Here is a 24,724-nt window from a genome sequence, read left to right as displayed (position 1 = left end):
GTTTCCAAGATAAACTTTGCACATTTTTATTACATTTGAAATCCTAAAAAAAACACTGATGAAAATTATTTCTTATAATGTAAACGGAATTCGTGCTGCGATAAACAAAGGTTTTATCGAGTGGCTTCAACAAGCAAATCCTGATGTGATCTGTCTTCAGGAAATAAAAGCTACGCAGGATCAAATTCCAGTTGATGATATAACTGCCGCCGGCTATCCTTTTCAATATTACTATCCTGCGACCAAAAAAGGGTACAGCGGAGTAGCTATTTTATCTAAAACAAAACCGAACAATATTGTTTTCGGAACAGGAATTCATCATATGGATTTTGAAGGACGAAACCTTCGTGCCGATTTTGATGATGTTTCAGTAATGAGTTTATATCTTCCGTCTGGAACAAATATTGAAAGACTGGATCATAAATTTATGTTTATGGATGATTTTCAGACGTATGTTAATGAGCTAAAATTGACGATTCCGAATTTGATTATCTGCGGTGATTATAATATCTGTCACGAGGCAATTGACATTCACGATCCAGTTCGTAATAAGACAGTTTCTGGATTTCTTCCTGCAGAACGAGCTTGGTTAGATGGTTTTATGAAATCTGGTTTTATTGATAGTTTCCGTCATTTTAATAAAGATCCGCATCATTATTCTTGGTGGAGTTACCGCGCTGGGGCTAGAGGAAATAATAAAGGCTGGCGTATCGATTATAATCTGGTAAGCGAATCTTTAGAAAACCGATTAAAAAGAGCGGTTATACTTCCAGATGCCATGCATTCAGATCATTGTCCGGTTTTAGTCGAAATTGATTAAAGTTTGGTATTGTTCTTGCGGAAAGGATAGTTGTTTTAAAATTGACATTGAATTTTGAATTCAAAAAGTATTAAACGCCCAAAAATAAAACCAATTAAAGTAAGATGATTAAAAAAGCCTCCATCGGATTGCTAGTATTAGCCTTGTCCACAACATCATGCGTTTCGAAGAAAATTTACAATGATCTAGAAACAAAGTATTCAGATTTAAAAAAAGAAAACCGTTCAATTGCTGATGAAAATGAAAATTTGAAGGCAGCAAAAAATCAGTTAGAACTGGATCGCGATAAATTGACTAAAGACCTTGCCAGTACAAAAGACGACTTGGCAAAGCAAAAAGCTGATCTTGCCGCTGAGCAGAAAAAATATAAAGTATTGCAAGATTCATACAATGCATTAGAGAAAAACAGCAATGATGCATTGGAAAGCAATATGGCTAAAAACCGTGACTTGCTGGCTCAACTTGAGGCAAAATCTAAAAAATTAGCCGACGAACAAGCACGTTTAGACAAAACAGCAAATCGTTTGAAAGAACTTGAAGATATGATTGCAGCTAAAGAAGAAGCAATGCGTAAACTAAAAGAAACTTTATCGAAAGCCTTAAACGGATTTGAAGGTAAAGGTTTGACAGTTGAACAGAAAAATGGAAAAGTTTATGTTTCTATGGAAAACAAATTGCTTTTCAACTCAGGAAGCTGGGCTGTTGGAATAGAAGGACGCAAAGCGGTTGTAGAACTTGGTAAAGTTTTGGGCGATAATCCAGATCTTTCGGTTCTTATTGAAGGCCATACAGACGATGATCCGTATGCTGGTTCTGGACCAATTGCAAACAACTGGGATTTATCGACTAAAAGAGCAACTGCAATTGTGAATATTTTGAGCGAAAATGCCAAAATCAACAAACAAAAATTAACGGCAGCGGGAAGAAGCGAATTTTCTCCTTTGGCAAGCAACGCCACTCCAGAAGGAAAAGCTAAGAACCGTAGAATCGAGATCATCTTAACTCCTAGATTAGATGAGATTGCTGAAATGCTTAATAGTATTAACTAAGGTTCTGAGGGACTGAGGTTCTAAGTTGCAAAGGCTCAAAGTTTTATGCTTTGAGCTTTTTTGTTTCCTGCAAGGTTTGCAAAACCTTGTACATTTTAATCTTGATACGAAATGTTGATACCTACAAGGTTTTGGAAACCTTGCAGGAGAAGAAAGAAAAAGAAAATCTTGTGGTTTTTTTAACCTTTAACAAATTTCAATTTGAAAAATGCCTTTGTACCTTTGCCTCTTTGCAACTTTGAACCTTAGAAAAGAATGAAATACACAACATTACCCAACACCGACATAAAAGTTAGTAAAATCTGCCTTGGAACAATGACTTTTGGGCAGCAGAATACAGAAGCTGAAGGACACGAACAAATGGATTATGCTCTTGAAAGAGGCGTTAACTTTTTTGACACAGCCGAAATGTATTCTGTTCCTGCAAGCGAAGCAACTTACGGAAGCACAGAAAAAATTATAGGAACTTGGTTCAAGAAATCAGGAAATCGCGATAAAGTCGTTTTAGCATCAAAAATTGCGGGTCCAAATCCGAATTTTGGATACATGCGTGAGAAATTGGACTTTTCTCCAGCGAGTATTAAATATGCGGTTGAAAACAGCTTAAAAAGACTGCAGACAGATTATATCGATTTGTACCAAATGCACTGGCCGGAAAGAAAAACCAATAATTTTGGACAGCGCGCGTTTCACGGACATGATGATGTTTGGGAAGATAATTTTAGAGAAATCCTAGAAACTTTCGACGGATTAATTAAAGAAGGGAAAATCAAACACATTGGAGTTTCAAATGAAAATTCGTGGGGAATGATGCGCCTTTTAGAAGAAAGCAAATATCAAAATCTGCCAAGAATTAAAACCGTTCAAAATCCGTATTCTTTATTGAATCGTTTGTTTGAAGTGAACTCTGCAGAAGTTTCAAAATATGAAAATGTGGGATTGCTAGGATATTCGCCTTTAGCTTTTGGAGTTTTGACTGGGAAATTCTTAACGGGTGAAAGTCATCCAAAAGCGAGAATTAATCTTTTCCCGCAATATAAACGGTACAATAGCGACCAATGTACCGAAGCAACTAAATTGTATCAGGAAATCGCTAAAAAGCATGGCTTAACGTTAACCGAGTTAGCAATGGGGTTTGTATTGCAACAGCCGTTTTTGACAAGTGCCATTATCGGAGCTACAACTTTAGAACAATTAAAAGAAAATATCGATACGATTGATGTGGTACTTTCTAAACAAATCTTAGCGGAAATCGATGCTGTTCAGGCAATAATTCCTGATCCGGCTCCTTAAAAATATTTATAGTTAAACCTAACAGGTTTTTAAAATCTGTTAGGTTTCTAGATATTACAAAAAAATCCTGAGAGTACTTCTCAGGATTTTTTATTTCTAGTTATTATAAATCAAATTCATCATCAGTTGCGAGAGAATCCAATTTCACAGCTGTCGAATCTGGAACTTTGATTTTTATAAATGAGCGAGCATTACCAGATATATAAACTGGCAATTGTCCTAATGTATCTTCTGGAACTAAAAGACCACGACGGAACATTAGATTCTTCAAGAATTTTTGGTTTTTAATGGCATAATCTTTCAAATTGCCTTGATCGTTAAATTGATACATGAATTTTCTTGGCTTAGGAATAATCGTTGCCAAATACAAACATTCATCGACATTTAAAGCCGAAGGACTTTTTTGGAAATAAAAATGACTCGCTTCGCCAATTCCGTATACGTTTGGTCCCCATTCGATAATGTTGAAATAAACTTCCAGCATTCTTTCTTTGCTTACAATTCGGTTGTTTTCTAAAATGTAAACTAGAAGGATTTCTTCAAGCTTTCGCGAAAGCGTTTTTTCACGAGTCAAAAACACATTCTTTATCAACTGCATGCTGATTGTGCTGGCACCACGCGAGAATTTTTTGGTTCTGATGTTTTTTAGAATAGATTGTTTGAAGGCTTCATTAATGAATCCGCGATGCGAGAAGAATGACGGATCTTCTGTTGTTAAAACACATTTTCTTAAATAAGGAGAAATTTGGTCCAAAGGCGTATAATTCGGATTTGCATTTCCAACCAAAATTGGTCGCTGTAATACATTTTGAATAATCGCGCGGTACACAAATTCGCCGTTTAATTTATTTAAATCGGCTTCACCATATTTGGTAATTCTTAAATCTTCTTTATTCAGTTTGCTGTCAAAAACAAGTGTATTGGGTTTGTTTTGATTGAATTTGAAATCCAATTTATAATCGAAATTCCCCGTTGCCTGCATGCCTTGAAAATGCGTAAATAAACCATCGGGAAGCGAAACGATAAAATCCTGCGCTTTCATTTTCGGAATATCAACTTTTAAAGTGTAAACCGTATCTTTTTCGGTGTCGTAAGAAATGTACGGACGTATTTTTATTTTATTCAACTGCATAGTCGAAGAGCTGTCAATAGAAATAAAACTGTCTCCCAATAAAAAGCGGTAATCAAAACGGGCATTTTTTATAACTACATCTTTACTTGCAATTTTCGGGTGATTGATTTTAAGATTGGCAATAGAAGTGTAGCCGTCTATATGGAGTTCGCTGCCGCTTTTGTCTATGTTTTGAACATTAAGGCGGATAGAATCGAAACTTGCTTTTAAGTTATAGCGCTGATCGAGATATGGAACACGAATAGCTCCAGTGTCTAAATTGAAAAAACGAATATCAGCTTTTTTGTTTCTCGGATCAGCAAAACCTTTAATATTCCAGCGTTGATCAAAGTCTTTCGCTTGAACATGAAGATTAGTTTCTAATTGTTTATTGTTTAAGATTAGTTTGTTTACCGCAATAGAAGTTTGTTTTCCGTTGTCATCGATTTTAAAATTAAAATTTTTCAAATCCATGTCGGTCGGAACCAAATTCAAGAGTTTGGAAATGATTCTGTAAGCAAAAGAACCATATTTGCGCTTTTCGTTTGATTCTTTTTCTTCACGGTCTCTTTTTAAAAAAGCATCAAAATTTCGTTTTTTGCCTTTTTTGACCAATTGAATATAACCGTTATCAACTTTTAAAGTGCCAATTTGAACATCTCCGATTAATAAACTGCTTAAGCTAATGCTGGTTTCAACATTTTTAATTTTGCATAAAGTGTCGGCATTTATAGGTGCCAAAACTACATCGGTCAGTTTTATGGTAGACAATCCATCAAACGAAGCCGATTTTACAGAAAAATTACTATTATACTCAACAGCCATTTTATGGGTAACTTTTGCAATTGCCTGCTTTAAAAGTGAATTTCGGAAATAATACAAGCCGATGCAAAGCAAAATCACTACGACGGCTAGTACTTTTAATGCCTTGTATATTTTTTGTTTTGGAAAATTCATAAAATTAGTTTGCTTCGAAATTATTCAGTTTTCAAATTTAAATTTAAAATTACCAGCTTGGAGAGTTTTTCTTTTAAATTTTAAACAATGTGTCTAAAATGTTGATCTAATTCTGTTTGTACTTTAATACGCAATGCTTTTTTGTAAAGACATCATATGGATTAAGCTTGTTGAAGCTGTTTTCTTTTCTTAATTGTGGAAAACCGTATTTTTTTATAGTATTTATCCTATATATTTGTGCTGTTAAATAATAAAAAAACCAGTCAAATGAAAATTTTAAAAAAAATTATGTTTTTGTCTTTTGCAATTTGTGCATTAGTGTTGTCTTCATGTAGTAGTGATAATTCGTCAGATGATACAGATACTCCAAGCAGTCAAGAAGGATTTATGAAATTTAAGTATAATGAAACTGTTTATACTTTTTCTGAACCTGCCTTGATAAGTTCAGGAAGTATCAATATAATGGGAAGTACAGGAATTGATAATACCTATAAAAAAATCTCTTTATGGACGCCTTTGAATATTACAACAGGAAGTCATCCCATAGTTTTTGATTTATCAAATCTTACTACTACGTACCACGCGTCCTTTAGTTTTATGCCAGAAATAGAGAATGCCGATGCTACATCTGGAACGATAAATATTACTGTTAATGATGATAAAAAAATTGAAGGTACTTTCAGTTTTTCAGGAACTTCAAAAGGAAAAACATTTACTGTTACTGAGGGAAGCTTTAGAATTATAAAATGGTAAGAACTTAAAAAGTTTAAAAAATCCTGCTCATAAGTATTATACTCGAGAGCAGGATTTTTTTATAGTAGATATTCTAAAAAATCAACCAAAAAGAATGCTTGCAACATCTTCAATTTTAGCAACCAGTTCGATTTTAATTCCAGTGTTTTTTAAAGCAATTTTATTGTATTTAGAAACAAAAATAGTATCAAATCCTAGTTTTTCTGCTTCCTGAATGCGCTGGTCCACACGGTTTACAGGACGAATTTCGCCCGAGAGCCCAACTTCTCCAGCAAAACAAAAACCTTTACCAACCGGAATATCTTCGTTGGAAGATAAAATGGCAGCGACAACCGCTAGATCAATTGCAGGATCATCAACAGAAATTCCGCCTGTAACATTTAAGAAAACGTCTTTTGCGCCTAAACGAAATCCAGCTCTTTTTTCTAAAACTGCCAAAATCATATTTAGCCTTTTGGCGTTGTAACCAGTTGTACTTCGCTGTGGAGTTCCGTAAACTGCGGTACTAACCAAAGATTGTATTTCGATCATTAACGGGCGCATACCTTCAAGAGTTGTGGCAATTGCAGTTCCAGATAATTCTTCGTCTTTGTGCGAAATTAAAATTTCAGAAGGATTGCTTACTTCTCTAAGTCCGCTTCCAAGCATTTCGTAAATTCCCAGCTCGGCAGTAGATCCAAAACGGTTTTTTAAGGAACGTAAAATTCGGTACACATGATTCCGGTCGCCTTCAAATTGCAAAACGGTATCAACCATGTGTTCTAAGATTTTCGGACCAGCAATATTTCCGTCTTTTGTAATATGTCCGATTAAAATTACGGGAATATTACTTTCTTTAGCAAACTTGATTAGTTCGGCGGTAGTTTCTCGAATCTGAGAAATGCTTCCTGCAGTCGATTCGATATAATCAGTATGCAAAGTCTGAATAGAGTCAATTATGACAACTTCAGGTTGAATAGTTTCAATTTGTTTGAAAATATTCTGCGTCTTAGTTTCCGTTAAAATATAGCAGTTATCGCTATTTGGCGTTATTCTTTCGGCACGCATTTTTATTTGTTTCTGGCTTTCTTCTCCGGAAACGTATAATGTTTTATAAGGTAATTTTAGCGAAACCTGAAGCAAAAGTGTACTTTTTCCAATGCCAGGTTCTCCACCCAAAAGCGTTAATGAGCCAGGAACAAGTCCACCGCCTAAAACACGATTTAATTCGCTGTCGGTTGTGTCCATTCGGACTTCCTGGGCAGAATCAATTTCGTTTATTTTTAAAGGTCTTGGTGCTTTACCAACTGGAGTTGGTTCACTCTTCCAGGCTACTTTTTCCTGTTTTTGAATAATTTCTTCGGCAATCGTATTCCATTCTTTGCAGGCATTACATTGTCCCTGCCATTTGGAATATTGCGTTCCGCAGTTTTGACAAAAAAAGGAAGTTTTAACTTTTGACATTATTTACTTTTTTTCGCGAGCGTATTCATTTCGTCGATTTTCTCATACATCAAATCTTTGTTCAAATCACCAATCGGCTCCATTTGCGAAGCGTTTTGATATTTTTTCGATGCATGTTTAGGATCGCCTTGTTTTTCATACATTAATCCTAATTCATATTCTCCTAACATGGCTTTAGGATAATTTACATTTCCTATTTCAGCCATTTTTCCTAGCTCGCTATAAGCGTTATTTTTTAAAATTAAGTTTTCAATAACTTTAAAATCACTCATACGAACCGGAATTTGAACGCCTAAAACTTTAGACATTTCGTTGTATTTGTTCTCTAAATATTCGGCATAACCAGATTGAAGAACGGCAATTTTATTATTGTACTCGGCAGAATTTATAGGTCGGTAAACCTCAAAAATCTGATACAGCGCACTCGGAATAGAATGCAATACTTCTGTGTAATGTGTCGTGCCTTTAAATAATTCGTATTTGTAATTTACTAACGGATTATTTGCAATTTTGATATTACTGTCTAATTTTTCTATTGGTTCTTTTATTTTTTTAATATCGCCGTCGGCAGCAGATAAATAATAGAATATAGGTTCTTTAATTTTAGCAAATTTTTCTGGAATACGAACTTCCATTTTTGGTGCTAATTCCGGACTAAAACAGATATAAGCATTAAAAATTGGACTTTCTTTATACAAATAAAAATTGGCAAAACTTGCTGTTAAATCATGTCCCGCAATTATTCTAAATGGAGAAGTGCGGTATTTTTTTTCGATATACGGAATCAATTCTGCTCCTATAAATTCGAAAAATTGTGCTCCTTTTTCAAAAGGAAGTCCGTTGTTTTGATCGATTGTTGTGTCGTCAAAACGTTCTCCGTCTTTGTTTTGGTGAATTCCGATAATAATCATTTCTGGAATATCATCCCAATAAGAACCATAACTTACTGCTCCAGAAAAAGGATCAAATAAGTAATCCCCATCCAATAAATAAAGAACAGGATATTTTTTGTCTTTGTTTGCTTCGTAAGAAGCAGGAAGTCCAATCGTAATTCTGCGTTCTTCTCCCAGTTTTTCTGATTTAATATTATCGAACGTTTTTTGGGCAAACGACGAAAATGAAATCAAAAGTGTTAGTAGGTAAACTTTTTTCATGATTTGTGGCATTTCAGTGAATTAAAAAAGTATTGAAAATAGTGTAGCAATATACTATTTTATTTGCTTCTTTGTTAAGCAGGTTTGAAATTGAAGCACAGCAGTTTAGGCTCAAAATCATTTTTGACTGAGGCAAAAGAAGCTTGTTTTGTACAAAATTTGGATTTTGACAAAGAAGGGGAATTCTTAGAAAAAGAAAAGATTAGGTTAATGAATTGTCATTTTCATTTGGGAAAATAATCCATGGTTTGAAGGTTTTTGCTTCTTCAAAATCTAAAGTTGCATAAGAAATGATAATAATGATATCGTCTTTCTGAACTTTTCTTGCTGCAGGACCATTCAAAGTGATTTCACCTGAATTTTTTTCACCTTTAATAGCGTAGGTTTCAAAACGTTCGCCATTATTAATGTTTACAATTGATACTTTTTCGCCTTCAATAATGTTTGAAGCCTCTAGTAAAGTTTCATCAATAGTAATGCTGCCAATATAATTTAAATCGGCACCCGTTACTTTAACGCGATGAATTTTTGATTTTATAACTTGAATTTGCATGCTGCAAAGTTAGATTAATTTAATGAAATGGTATCAATCAGTCTTATAGAATTAACAAATACCGCTATAAATGCACGATATTTTTTGTCTTTATCTTTCTGATCGATAGGTAAAAGTGTAGATTCGTCAGCAATAACAAAATATTCAAGTTCAAACTCTTTGTTGTCTTTGAAAGAATTTTCTACAAATTCAACAGTTTCTTGTGGAGTATGAGTTTGAAAAATATCTTTTGCCTCAGTCAATGTTTTGTAGATTATAGAAGCATCTTTGCGTTCTTGTGCTGTTAAACGTTCGTTACGAGAACTCATTGCAAGCTGGTTTTCTTCTCTAAAAATTGGACAGCCAACAATATTTACAGGTAAATTTGTTTTCTCGACCATTTTTTTAACAATTTGAAGCTGCTGAAAATCTTTTTCTCCAAAATAAGCATTTGTCGGAGTTACAATTTCGAAAAGTCTTTTTACAATTGTTCCAACTCCATTAAAATGTCCTGGTCTGAATTTTCCTTCCATCTGATTTTCTAATCCGTCAAAATCAAAAGTTTGAGAAATGGTATTTCCTTCATAAATATCCTCAACAGAAGGTGCGTATAAAATGATTTTATCACTTAATGTACGCATTTTCTTAATATCCTCTTCTAAAGTTCGCGGGTATTTTGCTAAATCTTCAGGATTGTTAAATTGTGTTGGATTGACAAAAATGCTCACAACTGTGTCGTCGTTTTCTTTTAACGAACGCTGCATTAAGGCCAAATGTCCTTGGTGTAAAGCGCCCATTGTTGGTACAAATCCGATGGTTGAATTTGCGGTTTTGATAGTTTTAATATAAGCTATCAAAGCTGCTTTACTGTAGAAAATATGCATCGAGGTATTATTAAAATTTAGTGCAAACATAATATATTAGTTATAAACTGCATAAATTTTTGTAATTTTGCGACGTTTTTATTACCAAAATTAAGTAAAATACTATTATGAAAGATAAGAGGATATTATATGTATCATCTGAAGTCGTGCCTTATTTGGCTGAAAATGAGGTTTCTTTAATGTCTTATGACGTTCCGAAAATGATTAATGATCAAGGCGGTCAGATAAGAATTTTCATGCCAAGATACGGGAATATCAACGAGAGAAGACATCAACTGCATGAAGTAATTAGACTTTCTGGGATGAATTTGGTAGTGAATGACTTAGATATGCCATTGATTATCAAAGTAGCATCAATTCCAAAAGAAAGAATTCAGGTTTACTTTATTGATAACGATGAATATTTTAAACGTAAAGCAACCTTCGCAGATGAGGAAGGAGTTTTATACCCTGATAATGATGAGAGAGCAATCTTTTTTGCTAAAGGTGTTGTTGAGACAGTTAAAAAATTAAACTGGGTTCCAGATATTATTCACGTTCATGGCTGGCTGGCGGCAATGCTTCCAATCTACATGAAACATTATTACAAACACGAAGCATTGTTTTCTGAAACTAAAATTATAACTTCTGTATACGGACAGTCTTTTGATGAAAATTTAGATTTGGAGATGATAAATAAAGTTAAATTTGACGGTGTTCCTCATGAGGCTGTATCAGATTTAGAAGTTCCAAATTACGAGAATGTTTTAAAAGCTAGTATATTACATTCTGATGGAGTAATAATAGCATCAGAAAATGTTTCTCCAAGTTTAACAAAATTTATAGAATCTTCAGGAAAACCTTTTTTACCTTTCGCCACGAAAGATGCATTTGCTGACGCTTATACAAATTTCTACAGAACGTTTGGACTTTAAATTTTAACTTTATTATAAAACATGTATAATACTTCTTTTATTAAGAAAATTCTTTTAGCTTTAATTGTTGTTTTTTTATATTCTTGCGATAAAGATTTTAATGCAATTGGTGATGGTTTAATTGGAGATGATCATTTTGGTCTTGAACCAGAGAAATATAATGTTTTAGCATTTAATCAAGAAGTAACTCCTATTCAGTCCAATAACTTGGCGATTAATGCTTTAGGAATTTATGATAATCCAGTATTTGGTACTACAACAGCAAACTTTGTTACGCAATTGGCGCTTTCTGCTTATGCTCCTACAATTGGTGAAGCCCCAGTTATTGATAGTGTTAAGCTTGCGATTCCTTATTTTAGTCATGTAAAATCAACAGATACAAACGGAAATAATACGTATGTTCTAGATTCTATTTATGGAGATCAAAATGGAAAAATTAAGCTGAGTGTATATGAGTCAAAAATGCAGATGAGAAGCAGCTATTTTAGTGGTGGGTCTCAATTGCCGCAGTTTTATTATACAGATCAAAACACTGATTTTTTTAATCAAAAAGGAGATGTGCTTTTAAATGATGCACAAATTAAAGATAAATCTGGTAATTTGTTAGAAAACGATCAATTCTATTTTGATCCAGCCGAAATTAAAACTAAAACGATTGATCCAGATACTAAAAAAGAAACTGTTACTAGATCAGTTCCACAGATGACTTTGCATCTTAATAAAGATTTTTTCCAAACAAAAATCTTAAATGCTGCAGCTTCAAAACTTTCTACTGAAGATCTTTTTCAAGAATATTTTAGAGGATTGTATTTTAATGTAGAAAAATCAGGATCTTTTCCTAGTAATATGGCCTTGATGGATTTTTCTAAAGGTGTAATTACTATTTATTATAAAGCTAAAACGGCTTCAACAACAGATGGTGATGCTACAGAAAGCAAACAAATTCTTTTGAATCTTAAAAGCAGTATAACTGGAGGTATAGTAAATACAGCCAGCTTCCTTCAGGATGTTAGAAAACCTGATTATGAAAGTGCCATAACTACAAATGTTAATAAAACAGATGGAGATGAAAGGCTTTATTTAAAAGGAGGTCAAGGTGCTCTGGCGGTCATTAGTCTTAATGATTTTGGGGCGCAGCTTGAAACAATTAGAGCTAACAAATGGATGGTAAATGAGGCAAATCTAGTTTTCTATATCGATTCTGATAAGATGACTGGAGCAGATGAGCCGAAAAGAGTTTATTTATACGATTTAGATAATAATACAATTATTACGGATTATTCGGATGGGACTTCTGGAGCATTAAACCCGTCAGATCCTAAAACAACTCGATATATTTATGATGGTATGATAAATGTTGATGCTACCACTAAAAGAGGTAAAACATATAAAATCAGATTAACCAATCATATACGTAATATTATTAAAGACGCAACTGTGAAAAATGTACGATTAGGTTTAGTAGTAACAGAAGATGTAAGCATTATAGCTTCAAATGTACTAAAACTAAAAAACGAAACAATATCACAAGCACCGAGAGCATCGGTTATGAATCCTCTAGGTACAATCTTATATGGCGGAAAAACTTCTATTCCAGATGATAAAAGATTGAGACTCGAGGTTTACTACACGAAACCAAATTAATAAATATATATGTGTGGAATTGTTGGATATATCGGTCATAGAGACGCTTATCCTATTGTAATCAAGGGGCTGAAGCGGCTTGAGTACAGAGGGTATGATAGTGCCGGTGTTATGTTATATGACGATGAGTCAGGCATAAAAGTGTGTAAAACAAAAGGTAAAGTGTCAGACCTTGAAGCTAAAGCTAATGAAGGTTTTACAACAAACGGAAATATTGGAATTGGACATACACGCTGGGCAACCCACGGTGTTCCAAATGATGTAAACTCTCATCCGCATCTTTCAAATTCTGGAGATCTTGTAATTATCCATAATGGAATTATAGAAAATTACGCGCCTCTAAAAGAAGAATTGATAAAAAGAGGATATACTTTTAAATCTGATACAGATACTGAGGTTTTAGTTAATTTAATTGAAGAAGTTCAAAAGAAAGAAAACATTAAGTTAGGTAAAGCTGTTCAAATTGCATTGAATCAAGTTGTTGGTGCTTATGCAATTGCTGTTTTTGATAAAAAGAATCCAAACGAGATTGTTGCGGCAAGATTAGGAAGTCCGTTGGCAATTGGAGTTGGAGAAGGCGAATATTTTATTGCTTCAGATGCATCACCATTTATTGAATATACTTCTAATGCAGTGTATTTGGAAGATGGAGAAATGGCAAATATCAGACTGCACAAGCCAATCAAAATTAGAAAAATTAAAGATGACTCTTTGGTAGACCCTTATATTCAAGAGCTTCAAATGAATTTGGAGCAAATTGAAAAAGGAGGTTATGACCATTTCATGCTAAAAGAGATTTACGAACAGCCAAGTGTTATTAAAGATACTTATAGAGGTAGACTTAATGCGAATCAAGGAATTGTTCAAATGGCAGGTGTTGAAGATAATATTGAAAAATTCTTAAACGCTAAGCGAATTCTAATTGTAGCTTGTGGAACTTCTTGGCATGCAGGTTTAGTTGCAGAATATATTTTTGAAGAGTTTACTCGTATTCCTGTTGAAGTAGAATATGCTTCTGAGTTTAGATACAGAAATCCGATTATCAATAAAGATGATGTTGTTATTGCTATCTCGCAATCTGGTGAGACTGCAGATACTATGGCAGCTATCAAATTGGCTAAAGAAAACGGAGCGTTTGTATTTGGTGTTTGTAACGTTGTTGGATCTTCTATTTCAAGAGAAAGTCATGCAGGTGCTTATACACACGCAGGACCAGAGATCGGAGTTGCTTCAACAAAGGCATTTACTACTCAGATCACAGTTTTAACGATGATCGCTTTAAGATTAGGAAAAGCTAAAGGAACTTTATCAAATACAGATTTCCATACTTATCTTCAAGAATTAGAAATTATTCCTGAAAAAGTAGCTGAAGCATTAGAAACCAATGATAAAGCAAAAGAAATTGCTGCTGCCTTTAAAGATTCGCCAAACTGTCTTTATTTAGGTAGAGGATATAATTTCCCAGTTGCTTTAGAGGGTGCTTTAAAGTTAAAAGAAATTTCATATATCCACGCTGAAGGTTATCCAGCTGCCGAAATGAAACACGGTCCAATTGCTTTAATTGATGAATTTATGCCAGTAATTGTTATTGCGCCTAAACAAGGACATTACGACAAGATTGTAAGTAACATTCAGGAAATTAAATCAAGAAGCGGGAAAATCATTGCGGTTGTTACCAAAGGTGATACTCAAGTTCGTGAATTAGCAGATTATGTAATCGAAATTCCAGAAACTTCAGACGCATTGTCTCCATTAGTTACTACAATTCCATTGCAATTGCTTTCTTATTACATTGCTGTAATGAGAGGTTGTAATGTGGATCAGCCTCGTAACCTAGCGAAGTCAGTTACAGTAGAATAACTTCTATTTAAAATATAAATATGTTAAAAAAGCGAGATTTATGTCTCGCTTTTTTTTATTGTCGAATTTTTTTTTCAACACCTGTATTTTTATGAATTTTTCATTTTTTTAATCAAAAATTGTATGTATGCATAGTAAGTAAGATTTTCTTGTGGTCTTCTTTGATTTTATTTTAATAAAACTCATTGATAAATAGTTAAAATATTGATTAAAATAGTGCTAAATATTAATTTTATTTAACGTTTTTTTATACATATGAAAATATTTATGTATTTTGGCTATATATACTAACGAAAAAACTAACCCAATGAGAGTCTACTTGCTAATTATGTTGTTATTCAGCGGAATATCCTTTGCGCAGAATACAATAACAGGTTCGGTTACCGATGGTAACAAACAATCTATTCCAGGTGCTAATGTTATTGTTGTCGGTGAAAATAGTGGTGCGTCTACTGATTTCGACGGATCATTTAAATTGACAACCAATTCTAAACTTCCTTTTTCTGTAAAAGTTTCTGCAGTAGGATTTGCGTCAAAAACGATTAATGTAACCACGGCTAATCAAAAGTTGAATGTAATTCTAATTGATGAAGAAACTAAATTAGATGAAATTGTAGTTTCAGCATCCAGAACACCAGAAAGAGTTTTGGAATCTCCTGTGACAATTGAAAGAATGGGAATTCAGGAAATAAAAAGGACGGCTTCTCCAACTTTTTATGATGGTCTAGAAAATATGAAAGAGGTACAGATGAATACCAGTAGTATGTCTTTCAAGTCAATCAATACAAGGGGATTTGCGACTGTTGCAAATACTCGTTTTATGCAGTTGGTAGATGGTATGGATAACTCTTCTCCATTGCTGAATTTTGTTTTAGGAAACATGATTGGGGTTTCGGAAATCGATGTTCAGAGTGTGGAACTTCTGCCAGGTGCTTCATCTGCATTATATGGAGCAAATGCTTTTAATGGAATTTTATTCATGACCAGTAAAAGTCCATTTACAAATCAAGGTGTTTCAGCTTATTTTAAATATGGAGTAACTTCTCAAGAAGCTGCGGGCACAAATAGTTATTATGATTTTGGTATTCGATTTGCTCGCGCTTTTAATAAATACTTTGCTGCTAAAGCGAATTTCACCTATATGGAAGCTACAGATTGGTATGCTACAAATTATAATGACAAGACAAGGACGGGCATTGATAGAACGAATCCTAGTTATGATGGAATCAATGTTTATGGTGATGAGGCAGCGACGAATATTAAAGGCGTTGGTCAGAAGTTAGAAGCAATGGGGTTAATTCCGGCTGGTGCATCTAATCTTTTACCGAATTCTATGGTTAGTAGAACAGGTTATAATGAAATTGATTTAACGGATAATAAGGCGTCGAATATTAAGATTGATTTTTCTTTGCATGCACGACCTTTTGGAGATGAAAAGTTGGAAATTATCTGGCAGAGTAAAATTGGTACAGGGAATGCTGTTTATCAAGGAGCTAACAGGTATTATCTGAATGATTTTTTTATGTACCAGAATAAATTAGAATTTAAAGGGAAAAACTTTTTTGTAAGAGGGTACATGACTGGCGAAGATGGAGGTCATTCTTATGATATGGTTTTTACGGGTATCAATGTTAATAGAAAATGGAAAGATGATAATACTTGGTTTGGTCAATATGCAGGCGCATATATACAAGGTACATTGGCAGGTATGACGCCTGAGCAGGCACATGCGGCAGGAAGAACTACTGCAGATACTGGTCGTTTCTTGCCAGGAACAGCAGAATTCAAAAATGCTTTTAATCAAGTTACAAATGAGGAAGATGTTCTTTCTGGTTCAAAATTGGTTGATAACTCAAAAATTTACCATTCGGATGTAAACTATAATTTTAGAGATCTAATAAAATTTGCGGAGATTCAAGTTGGAGGTTCTTTTAGGGCTTATGAGCTGAATTCTCATGGAAGAATTTATACGGACGCAAATGGTCCGATTAATTACAATGAGTATGGAGCTTATGCTCAATTGATGAAAAAATTCATGGATGACAGATTGAAGTTTACAGGATCTCTTCGTTATGATAAATCTAAAAACTTTGATGGAAACTTTTCACCGCGTTTATCTTTAGTGTATTCAGGAGGAGAGAAGAGAAATCATAATTTTAGAGGATCTTTCCAAACAGGTTTTAGAAACCCTTCTACTCAAGATCAATATATCGGATTTAATATTGGAAGTGCTGTGTTGATTGGTTCTGCTCCAGATAACTTGACAAGATTTAGTGAAACATTTCCGTTAAGTGCTGAAGGTCAATCTTACAGCAATGGAAGTGCTACTAAAAATATGACTGGTGTTGATGCTTATAATAATTCTTATTTAGCAAGTTCTGTAAATGCGTTTTCAGCTATGGCAGGAAGTAATCCAATTGCTGCAGCAGCTTTATTGAAGAAATCGAGAGCGAACTTAGTAAAACCTGAGGAAGTAAAAGCTTTTGAAATTGGATATCGTTCTATTTTTGAAGGTATGTCTATAGATATCAACGGTTACTATAATATTTATAATAATTTCATTGGTACTTTAAATGTAATTTCTCCTTACTACGGAACAGCACAGGATAATCCAAATCTTGCGGCAGGAACTACAGATGCAGGAGTGCAGTCTGTAAGAGCTATTCAAAATGGAGAATATAGAGTGTATCAATTGTATACCAATTCAGATGTGGAAATACATTCATTAGGATTTGGGGTTGGACTTTCTAGAAAAATAATTTCTGATTTCGAATTAGGAGTAAATTATAACTATGCTCAATTCGATTTTGATCAAGAAAAAGATCCAAGTTTTGAAGCTGGATTTAATACTCCAAAACATAGAGTTAAAATGTCACTTGGAAATGATAAACTGTTCAAGAATTTTGGCTTCAGTGTTAGTGGAAGATGGAACAGTGAATATCTGTGGCAGGCAGGTTTTGCTGATGGTGTGATCAAATCTGCAACGGTAATTGATGCGCAGATAAATTATGGAATTCCAAAATTGAAATCAGTTGTAAAATTAGGAGCGGCTAACATTGGTGGTAAAGAATATTATCAAGTTATTGGAGCGGGATTAATTGGACAGCAGTATTTTGCTTCTTGGACTATCAATCCATAATTGATTTATTAACTCAGTGTAAAATTCATTATATATGTTTCTGAATTTATGATTTGGAAATGAATAAATTTAAAATATAGAAATTATGATAAAAAATTTCAAATGGCTTTTATTGGTTTCGCTAACCTTTATGGCTTGTAATAGTGATGACGATGTGGTTGTTCCTGTGGAATCGTCTGATGGGAAGCCTTTGACAGCTGGAAGTGCAGATTTTTCTAAATATGTGGCATTAGGAGATTCTTTTGCGGCAGGTTTTAGTGATAATGCCTTATTTATTAAGGGACAAGAAGGTGCTTATCCAAACATTTTGGCACAGCAATTTGCTTTAGTTGGAGGAGGAGAGTTTAAAACGCCTTTTTCAAATGATAATATTGGGGGGTTGTTATTAGGAGGGAATGTTATTTTTGGGCCTCGTTTATATTTTAAGAGTGCACCAGTTCCAGTTGAGGGAACACCAACGACAGAAGTTACAGCGCATTTGTCTGGGACTTTTGGTAATTTAGGAGTTCCTGGAGCTAAAAGTTTCCATTTGTTAGCGCCTGGTTATGGTAATCCAGCGGGAGTTGTTGCAGGAACAGCAAATCCTTATTTTGCTCGTTTTGCTTCAAGTACAACAACTACAGTTCTGGCCGATGCTTTAAGTCAAAATCCTACTTTCTTCTCTTTGTGGATAGGAGGTAATGATGAGTTGGGCTACGCAACTGCTGGCGGAGATCCGACAGTAAATCCGTTAACGCCGCCGGCTACTTTTGCGGCAGCATATAACGCCTTGGTTACACAGCTTGTTTCTGGTGGAAGAAAAGGAGTTGTGGCTAATTTACCTGTAATTACTACTCTTCCTCATTTTCATGTAATTACCTACAATCAGTTAACTCAAGCGAATTTAAGTGCTGGAGGAGTGAGTTTGGTTGGTACTTTAAATGCTCAATTATATGGTCCGTTGCATAATGCATTAGCATTTTTAGGTCAGGGAAGCAGAATTAATCTTTTGTCTGCAACAGGAAATAATCCATTATTAATTGTAGACGAGACCCTGCCTGATCTTTCAGCAAATTTAAAAGCAGTATTAATGGGAGGTGGATTAGATGCTACAACTGCTACAGTAATGGGACAGATTTTTGGAAGAGCTAGACAAGCACTGCCTACTGATTTAATTGTTTTGGGCGCTTCATCTAGAATAGGTAAAGTTCCAACAGTTGCCGCTGATGGAATTGCTTCGCCTTCGCCTTCTTTGTCACAATTAGGAGTGACCTTTCCGTTGCCAGACAGATATGTTTTACTGCCTTCTGAAGTTGCTGAAATTGAAACGGCTACGAATGCTTATAATTTAACGATTAAAGCTGCAGCAGATGCGAATGGATTGGCAATTGTTGATGCTAAATCAATTATGGATGATCTAAATAAACCAAACGGAATTACAATGAATAACTTTACACTAAAAGCTACATTTGTTACTGGTGGAATGTTCTCTCTAGATGGAGTTCATCCTTCTCCAAGAGGATATGCTTTTATTGCAAATAAATTTATTGAGGTAATAAATACTAAATATGGTTCAAATCTAAAAGGGGTGGATATTGGTAACTATCAAGTTTTATTTCCAGCTACATTATAATTGAAACTATTTTTAACTTCAAAAAGCCGCTCATTTTTAGGATGCAGCGGTTTTTTTTCTTTTATTAAAAAAATGTCGATTTTGTGATTTTATAGGTGAGTTTTATGAATCAAACAAAATCATGCTATTTTTTATGAAAAAAAAATTGATTTTATATTTTAAAAAATTATCTTTGCGCTCTGAAAAAAGAGGTATTTTCGATAAACCTAAATAGCTATTTAATAAATACATAAGTAATGTCAAAAGTAATAGGAAAAGTTGCTCAAATCATTGGACCAGTAGTAGACGTAGTTTTCAACGGTAAAGATGTTGAACTTCCAAAAATTTATGATTCACTAGAAATCACTAAAAAAGATGGAACTATTTTAGTTCTAGAAGTACAATCTCATATTGGTGAAAACACTGTTCGTACCATTTCTATGGATTCAACAGATGGTTTAAGCAGAGGATATGAAGTAGTTGGAACTGGAAATCCAATCCAAATGCCAATCGGTCCAGACGTATATGGAAGATTATTTAATGTTGTTGGAGATGCCATTGACGGTTTAGGTGATTTGCCAAAAACTGGAGAAAATGGTCTGCCAATTCACAGACAAGCTCCTAAATTCGAAGATTTATCAACTTCATCTGAAGTTTTATTCACAGGTATCAAAGTAATCGATTTGATCGAGCCTTACGCAAAAGGAGGTAAAATTGGATTGTTTGGTGGTGCTGGTGTTGGTAAAACAGTATTAATTCAGGAGTTGATCAACAATATTGCAAAAGGTCACGGTGGACTTTCAGTATTCGCTGGAGTAGGTGAAAGAACACGTGAAGGGAATGACTTACTTCGTGAGATGTTAGAGTCAGGAATTATTAAATACGGTGATGATTTCATGCACTCTATGGAAAATGGAGGATGGGATTTATCTAAAGTAGATATGCCAGGAATGAGAGAGTCTAAAGCTACTTTCGTTTTCGGACAAATGAATGAGCCACCTGGAGCTCGTGCACGTGTGGCACTTTCAGGATTATCTATCGCTGAGTATTTCCGTGATGGAGCAGGATCTGATCAAGGTAAAGACGTATTATTCTTCGTTGATAATATCTTCCGTTTTACACAAGCAGGTTCTGAGGTATCAGCACTTTTAGGTCGTATGCCATCTGCGGTAGGTTACCAACCAACTTTAGCAACAGAGATGGGTGCTATGCAAGAGCGTATTACATCTACAAACAAAGGATCTATTACATCTGTACAAGCGGTTTACGTTCCTGCGGATGACTTAACTGACCCGGCGCCGGCTACAACGTTTGCTCACTTAGATGCTACAACTGTATTGTCTCGTAAAATTGCTGAGTTAGGTATTTATCCTGCGGTTGACCCGTTAGATTCTACTTCAAGAATTTTAACTCCACATATCTTAGGAGATGAGCACTACAACTGTGCACAAAGAGTAAAAGAGATTCTTCAAAAATACAAACAATTACAAGATATCATCGCGATTCTTGGTATGGAGGAGTTATCTGAAGAAGATAAACTTTCAGTATCAAGAGCACGTCGTGTACAACGTTTCTTGTCTCAACCTTTCCACGTTGCGGAGCAATTTACAGGTATCCCAGGTGTATTAGTTGATATTAAAGATACTATCAAAGGTTTCAACATGATTATCGATGGTGAGTTAGATCACCTTCCAGAAGCTGCTTTCAACTTGAAAGGTTCTATTCAAGATGCAATCGAAGCTGGAGAAAAAATGTTAGCTGAAGCATAAAAATAAAGTTAAAAGTTAGAAGTTAGAGGTTATACGTTTCGTAACTTTTAACTTTTAACAAATAACTTCTAACTTAAAAAATATGATTTTAGAAATAGTATCACCAGAAGCTAAATTATTTTCAGGAGAGGTAACTTCGGTTACTTTGCCAGGAGTTGATGGAAGCTTTCAGATTTTAAATCATCACGCACCAATTGTTTCTATTTTAGAAGAAGGAACAATTAAAATTGCAGCTCCTAGCTTTAATTTTTCTAAGGAAGCGGTTGATAAATTCAAGAGAGTAAATGACCAAACTTATACTTTAGAGATTAAGTCAGGAACAATCGAGATGAAAAATAATAAAATTATTGTTTTAGTTGACTAAAACAAATTTTAAAATAAGTAGAAAAACCAGACAGTATTTGTCTGGTTTTTTTATTTGTAGATAAACGTAATTAAAGTAGCTGTTTGTTTTATTTGTAATAAAAATAATATATTTTAAAAAATAAGTAAGAAAATTACTTAATACAATATATATTTGTAGCTCTATTAACAAATTAAACCACTTATTATGAAAAGATTTTCTGTAGTAATGCTAGTACTAGCATTAGGATTTGGGACAATGTCCATAACTTCGAGTTCTAATTGTATTGATGAGATTTCAGCTGAAGCAGCAAATGTTGTAGTTGGTCCAACATATACAGCCCCTTGGCTAGGTGTCTGTTGCGAATCGCCACTTACTGCGGTTGAACGTGATATTGCAAAACGTGGCTATCCTGCTACTACTCAATACTTAATTAACAGCACAACAAGTAATACGGTAACTTACACAATTAATTAAATTCTTTAAAAAATTATAGTTTTCGTAAATGTATTTTATGGCCAGATTTAATATCTGGCTTTTTTTATTTTCGTACTTTTGAAATATTAAAATCTCTTTATAAAATATTTGATCATTTGTAAAAGCTCAGTAAGCTTTTATGTTTTGTTTCATCAACGATGAAGCACAATCTTTTATTATCAAATTTTATAAAGAATACTTATGAAAAATATATCAAAAGTTGCCGTTCTTGGAGGCGGAGGAAGAACTGGAAATTATCTTGTGAACCAGTTATTAAAAAAGGAATTCAGCGTAAAACTTTTGCTGAGAAATCCTGAAAGTTTTGAAATTGTAAATCCCGATATTGAAATTGTCAAAGGTGACTCATTAGATCTTGAAGCGATTAAATCAGTAATGCATGATTGTCAGGCAGTACTTAATACAATTAGTCAGAGAAAAGATGAACCTCTTGTGGCATATGGAACCACCAAGAATGTCTTAAATGCCATGAAAGAATATAATATAGATCGTTATGTTCTTTTAGCTGGTCTTAATATCGATACACCATTCGATAAAAAAAGTCCAAAAACTATTATGGCAACCGACTGGATGAAAACTAATTTTCCGTCAATTCAGATCGATAGGCAAAATACCTATAATCTTTTGACTGAAAGTGATGTAAACTGGACGCAAGTTCGAGTTCCTTTTATTGAATTTAAAAATGAAACTAATGCAATAGATGTAAATCTCGAAGATTGTTTAGGAGATAAAATTACTGCATTAGATATTTCGGATTTTATGATTAATGAAATGGTTGAATCACAATATAGCAGGAAGTCACTTTTCATTAGTGCTAAATAATTAGTAAATTTAAAACAACGGACTTAATACAAGTCCGTTGTTTGTTTACTGTAATTTCAATTTTATACTTTTGTTTTATGAAACTACCTGAAAATCTTGGCGAGAAAATAGAAAATTGTAGGCAGGATAATTCCCTTAAAAAATTGCCTGTATTTAATAACGTAGTTGATTTTTCTTCCAATGATTATATTGGTTTTTCAAAATCTGAAGTAATTTTTAGAAATGTCCACGCTTATTTGGTAGAAAATGAAATTTTTCAAAATGGGGCAACTGGCTCTAGATTGGTTTCTGGGAATCATTCACTTTATCACATTGCAGAAAACTTTATAGCGCAGTTTCATGATGCAGAAGCTGCTTTAATTTTTAATTCGGGTTACGGTGCCAATATTGCTTTTTTTAGCGCTGTACCCCAAGAAAATGATGTTGTTTTGTATGATGAGCTATGTCATACTTCAATAAAAGACGGAATTTCGATTTCTAGTGCCAAATCTTTTAAATTTAATCACAATGACTTTGAAGATTTAGAACGTTTAATTCTAGAATTTCCAAATCAATTGGTTTATATCGTCAAAGAAAGTGTTTTTTCAATAGACGGCGACAGCCCAAATCTAGAAGAATTAATTGCGCTTTCAGAAAAACACAATTGCTATGTAATTTTTGATGAATCCAACACATTAGGGGTTTTTGGCGAAAGAGGAGAAGGTCTTAGTCAGTATCTTCAATTGCATGATAAAATTTTTGCACGAATCATGACTTTTGGAAAAGGTTTAGGATGTTATGGTGCGGGGATTCTTGGTTCTGTTGAACTGAAAGAGTATCTCATAAATTTTGCAAAAAACTTTATTTACTCAACGGGTTTGTCTCCTCATTCAGTTGCAACTATTTTGATAGCTTATCAACATTTGGAAATTGAAAAAGAGGCTATTGAAAAACTTCGCCAAAACATCATATATTTTAATCAGTATAAAAATTTATTAGGCTTAAAGCCAATGTTTGTTCGTAGTAAATCTGCTATACATTGTGCGATTGTTCCTGGAAATGAAAATGCCAAAAAGCTGGAGCAGGAACTTCAAGATAAAGGATTTGATGTGCAGTCAATTCTGTCGCCAATTGTACCACAAGGGCAGGAACGTCTTCGTTTTTGTATTCATAATTACAATTCACAAGAACAAATTAATCAAGCTTTAGAGTTACTAAGAGATTTTATTTTCTGAAAATTTTAAAATTTCTTGTAACGTTTTAATGATTCGATTACTTACCAGTCGTAATCAAATAAACCAATAAACATGAAAACAATATTTAGATTTGCAGGAATACTATTTATATTCTTTTTTTCTTCAACCATTTCAGCACAGGAAAAATCGCCTAAACTAGAAAATTCACTTTTGTGGGAAGTTTCAGGAAAAGGACTTGAAAAGCCATCTTATTTGTACGGAACGATTCATATGATTTGTTCAAAGGATTATTTTTTATCTGAAAAAACAAAAAAAGCATTTGACGTTTCAGACAAATTATATTTAGAAATTAATTTCACAGATCCGAATGAAATGAGCCAAATGCAGCAATTGGCAATGGGAAAAGAACCGCTAAGTAAAAAATTAAGTCCAGAACAATTAGCAAAATTAGATTCAATTTTAAAAAAGAGCACAGGAATGGGTGTACAGCAAGTAGATAGTTTCAGTCTTTTAACAGTCTTAAGTTTGATTAGTATGAAAAGTTTTGGCTGCACAGATCTTAAGTTTTATGAAATGGAGTTTTCTGATGCTGCTAAAAAAAGAAATGTCTCAATTTCTGGTCTTGAAACCGTAAAAGCTCAATTTGAAATTTTGGAAAACGCTTATTCAAATGATGAAATTTTAAAGCTTTTAGAAGAATCAAATTCAGAGGAATCAGAGCAATTAGTTACTGCATACCAAAATGAAAACATTGATAGCATGTATGCTTTAACAACTGATGAAAAATTTACAAGTGAAAAAACAAAGAAACAGATTCTTGACAATAGAAATTTGAACTGGGTAAAAGCAATGCCAGAGTTAATGAAACAAAATATAGTTTTCTTCGCTGTTGGCGCTGGGCATTTGGGAGGTGAGTTTGGAGTTATTAATTTATTGAGAAAAGAAGGGTATACTGTAAAACCGATAATGAACTAAA

The 24,724-nt window shown here is 33.9% G+C and carries 20 protein-coding genes; 15 read left to right on the top strand and 5 right to left on the bottom strand.

Going from position 1 to position 24,724, the window contains the following annotated elements; translation table 11 throughout:
• Window positions 1-58: 58 nt before the first annotated feature.
• The 3 genes from QMG60_RS03745 (at window position 59) to QMG60_RS03735 (ending at window position 3,162) form a co-directional block, all read left to right on the top strand.
• Window positions 59-820 (top strand): exodeoxyribonuclease III, encoded by a 762-nt coding sequence (locus QMG60_RS03745; RefSeq protein WP_057115321.1) that lies wholly within the window; start codon window positions 59-61, stop codon window positions 818-820.
• Window positions 821-924: 104 nt separating this feature from the next.
• A complete protein-coding gene (locus tag QMG60_RS03740; protein ID WP_281866919.1) occupies window positions 925-1,869 on the top strand; it encodes an OmpA family protein in 945 nt (314 codons plus the stop codon).
• Between the two features lie 255 nt (window positions 1,870-2,124).
• Complete coding sequence (locus QMG60_RS03735; RefSeq protein ID WP_281866918.1) at window positions 2,125-3,162, top strand: aldo/keto reductase; 1,038 nt, start codon at window positions 2,125-2,127, stop codon at window positions 3,160-3,162.
• A gap of 103 nt (window positions 3,163-3,265) precedes the next feature.
• Here QMG60_RS03735 and QMG60_RS03730 read toward each other — a convergent pair whose 3' ends face one another.
• On the bottom strand, window positions 3,266-5,230 hold the full coding sequence (locus QMG60_RS03730; RefSeq protein WP_281866917.1) for a biosynthetic peptidoglycan transglycosylase: 1,965 nt from the start codon (window positions 5,228-5,230) through the stop codon (window positions 3,266-3,268).
• A gap of 267 nt (window positions 5,231-5,497) precedes the next feature.
• On the opposite strand from QMG60_RS03730, the gene QMG60_RS03725 reads away from it, so the two are divergent.
• Window positions 5,498-5,983: a DUF6252 family protein gene (locus QMG60_RS03725; protein ID WP_281866916.1), complete on the top strand. Its 486-nt coding sequence runs from the start codon at window positions 5,498-5,500 to the stop codon at window positions 5,981-5,983.
• A gap of 81 nt (window positions 5,984-6,064) precedes the next feature.
• Here the strand turns inward: QMG60_RS03725 and radA are convergent, their stop codons facing one another.
• The 4 genes from radA to panC form a co-directional block, all read right to left on the bottom strand.
• On the bottom strand, window positions 6,065-7,426 hold the full coding sequence (gene radA / locus QMG60_RS03720) for a DNA repair protein RadA (protein ID WP_281866915.1): 1,362 nt from the start codon (window positions 7,424-7,426) through the stop codon (window positions 6,065-6,067).
• Window positions 7,426-8,580: an alpha/beta hydrolase-fold protein gene (locus QMG60_RS03715; RefSeq protein ID WP_057115312.1), complete on the bottom strand. Its 1,155-nt coding sequence runs from the start codon at window positions 8,578-8,580 to the stop codon at window positions 7,426-7,428. Before QMG60_RS03715 ends, radA begins: the two co-directional genes overlap by 1 nt.
• Before the next feature lie 202 nt (window positions 8,581-8,782).
• Window positions 8,783-9,133, bottom strand: coding sequence for an aspartate 1-decarboxylase (panD, locus tag QMG60_RS03710; RefSeq protein WP_008465481.1), 351 nt, complete (start codon window positions 9,131-9,133; stop codon window positions 8,783-8,785).
• Window positions 9,134-9,147: 14 nt separating this feature from the next.
• The gene (gene panC / locus QMG60_RS03705) at window positions 9,148-10,026 is read right to left on the bottom strand and encodes a pantoate--beta-alanine ligase (RefSeq protein ID WP_134138659.1); all 879 of its coding nucleotides are present in this window, start codon (window positions 10,024-10,026) and stop codon (window positions 9,148-9,150) included.
• Between the two features lie 77 nt (window positions 10,027-10,103).
• Here panC and QMG60_RS03700 point away from each other — a divergent pair, with 77 nt between their 5' ends.
• From QMG60_RS03700 to QMG60_RS03650, 11 genes are all read left to right on the top strand, one after another.
• On the top strand, window positions 10,104-10,910 hold the full coding sequence (locus tag QMG60_RS03700) for a glycogen/starch synthase (RefSeq protein WP_134138658.1): 807 nt from the start codon (window positions 10,104-10,106) through the stop codon (window positions 10,908-10,910).
• Between the two features lie 21 nt (window positions 10,911-10,931).
• On the top strand, window positions 10,932-12,554 hold the full coding sequence (locus tag QMG60_RS03695) for a DUF4270 domain-containing protein (RefSeq protein ID WP_281866914.1): 1,623 nt from the start codon (window positions 10,932-10,934) through the stop codon (window positions 12,552-12,554).
• Window positions 12,555-12,563: 9 nt separating this feature from the next.
• Entirely contained in the window at window positions 12,564-14,414 is a 1,851-nt protein-coding gene (gene glmS / locus QMG60_RS03690; protein ID WP_057115308.1) for a glutamine--fructose-6-phosphate transaminase (isomerizing), read from the top strand.
• Between the two features lie 307 nt (window positions 14,415-14,721).
• Window positions 14,722-17,553 carry a TonB-dependent receptor gene (locus QMG60_RS03685; protein WP_281866913.1) on the top strand — a complete coding sequence of 944 codons (2,832 nt, stop codon included), beginning with the start codon at window positions 14,722-14,724 and terminating at the stop codon, window positions 17,551-17,553.
• Between the two features lie 85 nt (window positions 17,554-17,638).
• Window positions 17,639-19,165 carry an SGNH/GDSL hydrolase family protein gene (locus QMG60_RS03680; protein WP_281866912.1) on the top strand — a complete coding sequence of 509 codons (1,527 nt, stop codon included), beginning with the start codon at window positions 17,639-17,641 and terminating at the stop codon, window positions 19,163-19,165.
• Window positions 19,166-19,401: 236 nt separating this feature from the next.
• Window positions 19,402-20,913 (top strand): F0F1 ATP synthase subunit beta, encoded by a 1,512-nt coding sequence (atpD, locus tag QMG60_RS03675; RefSeq protein ID WP_057115305.1) that lies wholly within the window; start codon window positions 19,402-19,404, stop codon window positions 20,911-20,913.
• Between the two features lie 82 nt (window positions 20,914-20,995).
• Window positions 20,996-21,277, top strand: coding sequence for a F0F1 ATP synthase subunit epsilon (locus QMG60_RS03670; RefSeq protein ID WP_057115304.1), 282 nt, complete (start codon window positions 20,996-20,998; stop codon window positions 21,275-21,277).
• Between the two features lie 207 nt (window positions 21,278-21,484).
• Window positions 21,485-21,733 carry a hypothetical protein gene (locus QMG60_RS03665; RefSeq protein WP_281866911.1) on the top strand — a complete coding sequence of 83 codons (249 nt, stop codon included), beginning with the start codon at window positions 21,485-21,487 and terminating at the stop codon, window positions 21,731-21,733.
• 201 nt (window positions 21,734-21,934) lie between these two features.
• Entirely contained in the window at window positions 21,935-22,573 is a 639-nt protein-coding gene (locus QMG60_RS03660) for an NAD(P)H-binding protein (protein ID WP_281866910.1), read from the top strand.
• A 77-nt stretch (window positions 22,574-22,650) separates the two neighbouring features.
• Entirely contained in the window at window positions 22,651-23,787 is a 1,137-nt protein-coding gene (locus tag QMG60_RS03655; protein WP_281866909.1) for a pyridoxal phosphate-dependent aminotransferase family protein, read from the top strand.
• Between the two features lie 72 nt (window positions 23,788-23,859).
• Window positions 23,860-24,723, top strand: a complete 864-nt coding sequence (locus QMG60_RS03650) for a TraB/GumN family protein (protein WP_281866908.1) — start codon at window positions 23,860-23,862, stop codon at window positions 24,721-24,723.
• Window position 24,724 lies beyond the last annotated feature (1 nt).

Origin of the sequence: Flavobacterium sp. GSB-24 (assembly GCF_027924665.1) — a bacterium.
Lineage (GTDB): Bacteria > Bacteroidota > Bacteroidia > Flavobacteriales > Flavobacteriaceae > Flavobacterium.
The sequence above is the reverse complement of the archived record's forward strand: the minus strand, read 5'-3'. Positions and strand labels throughout refer to the sequence as shown.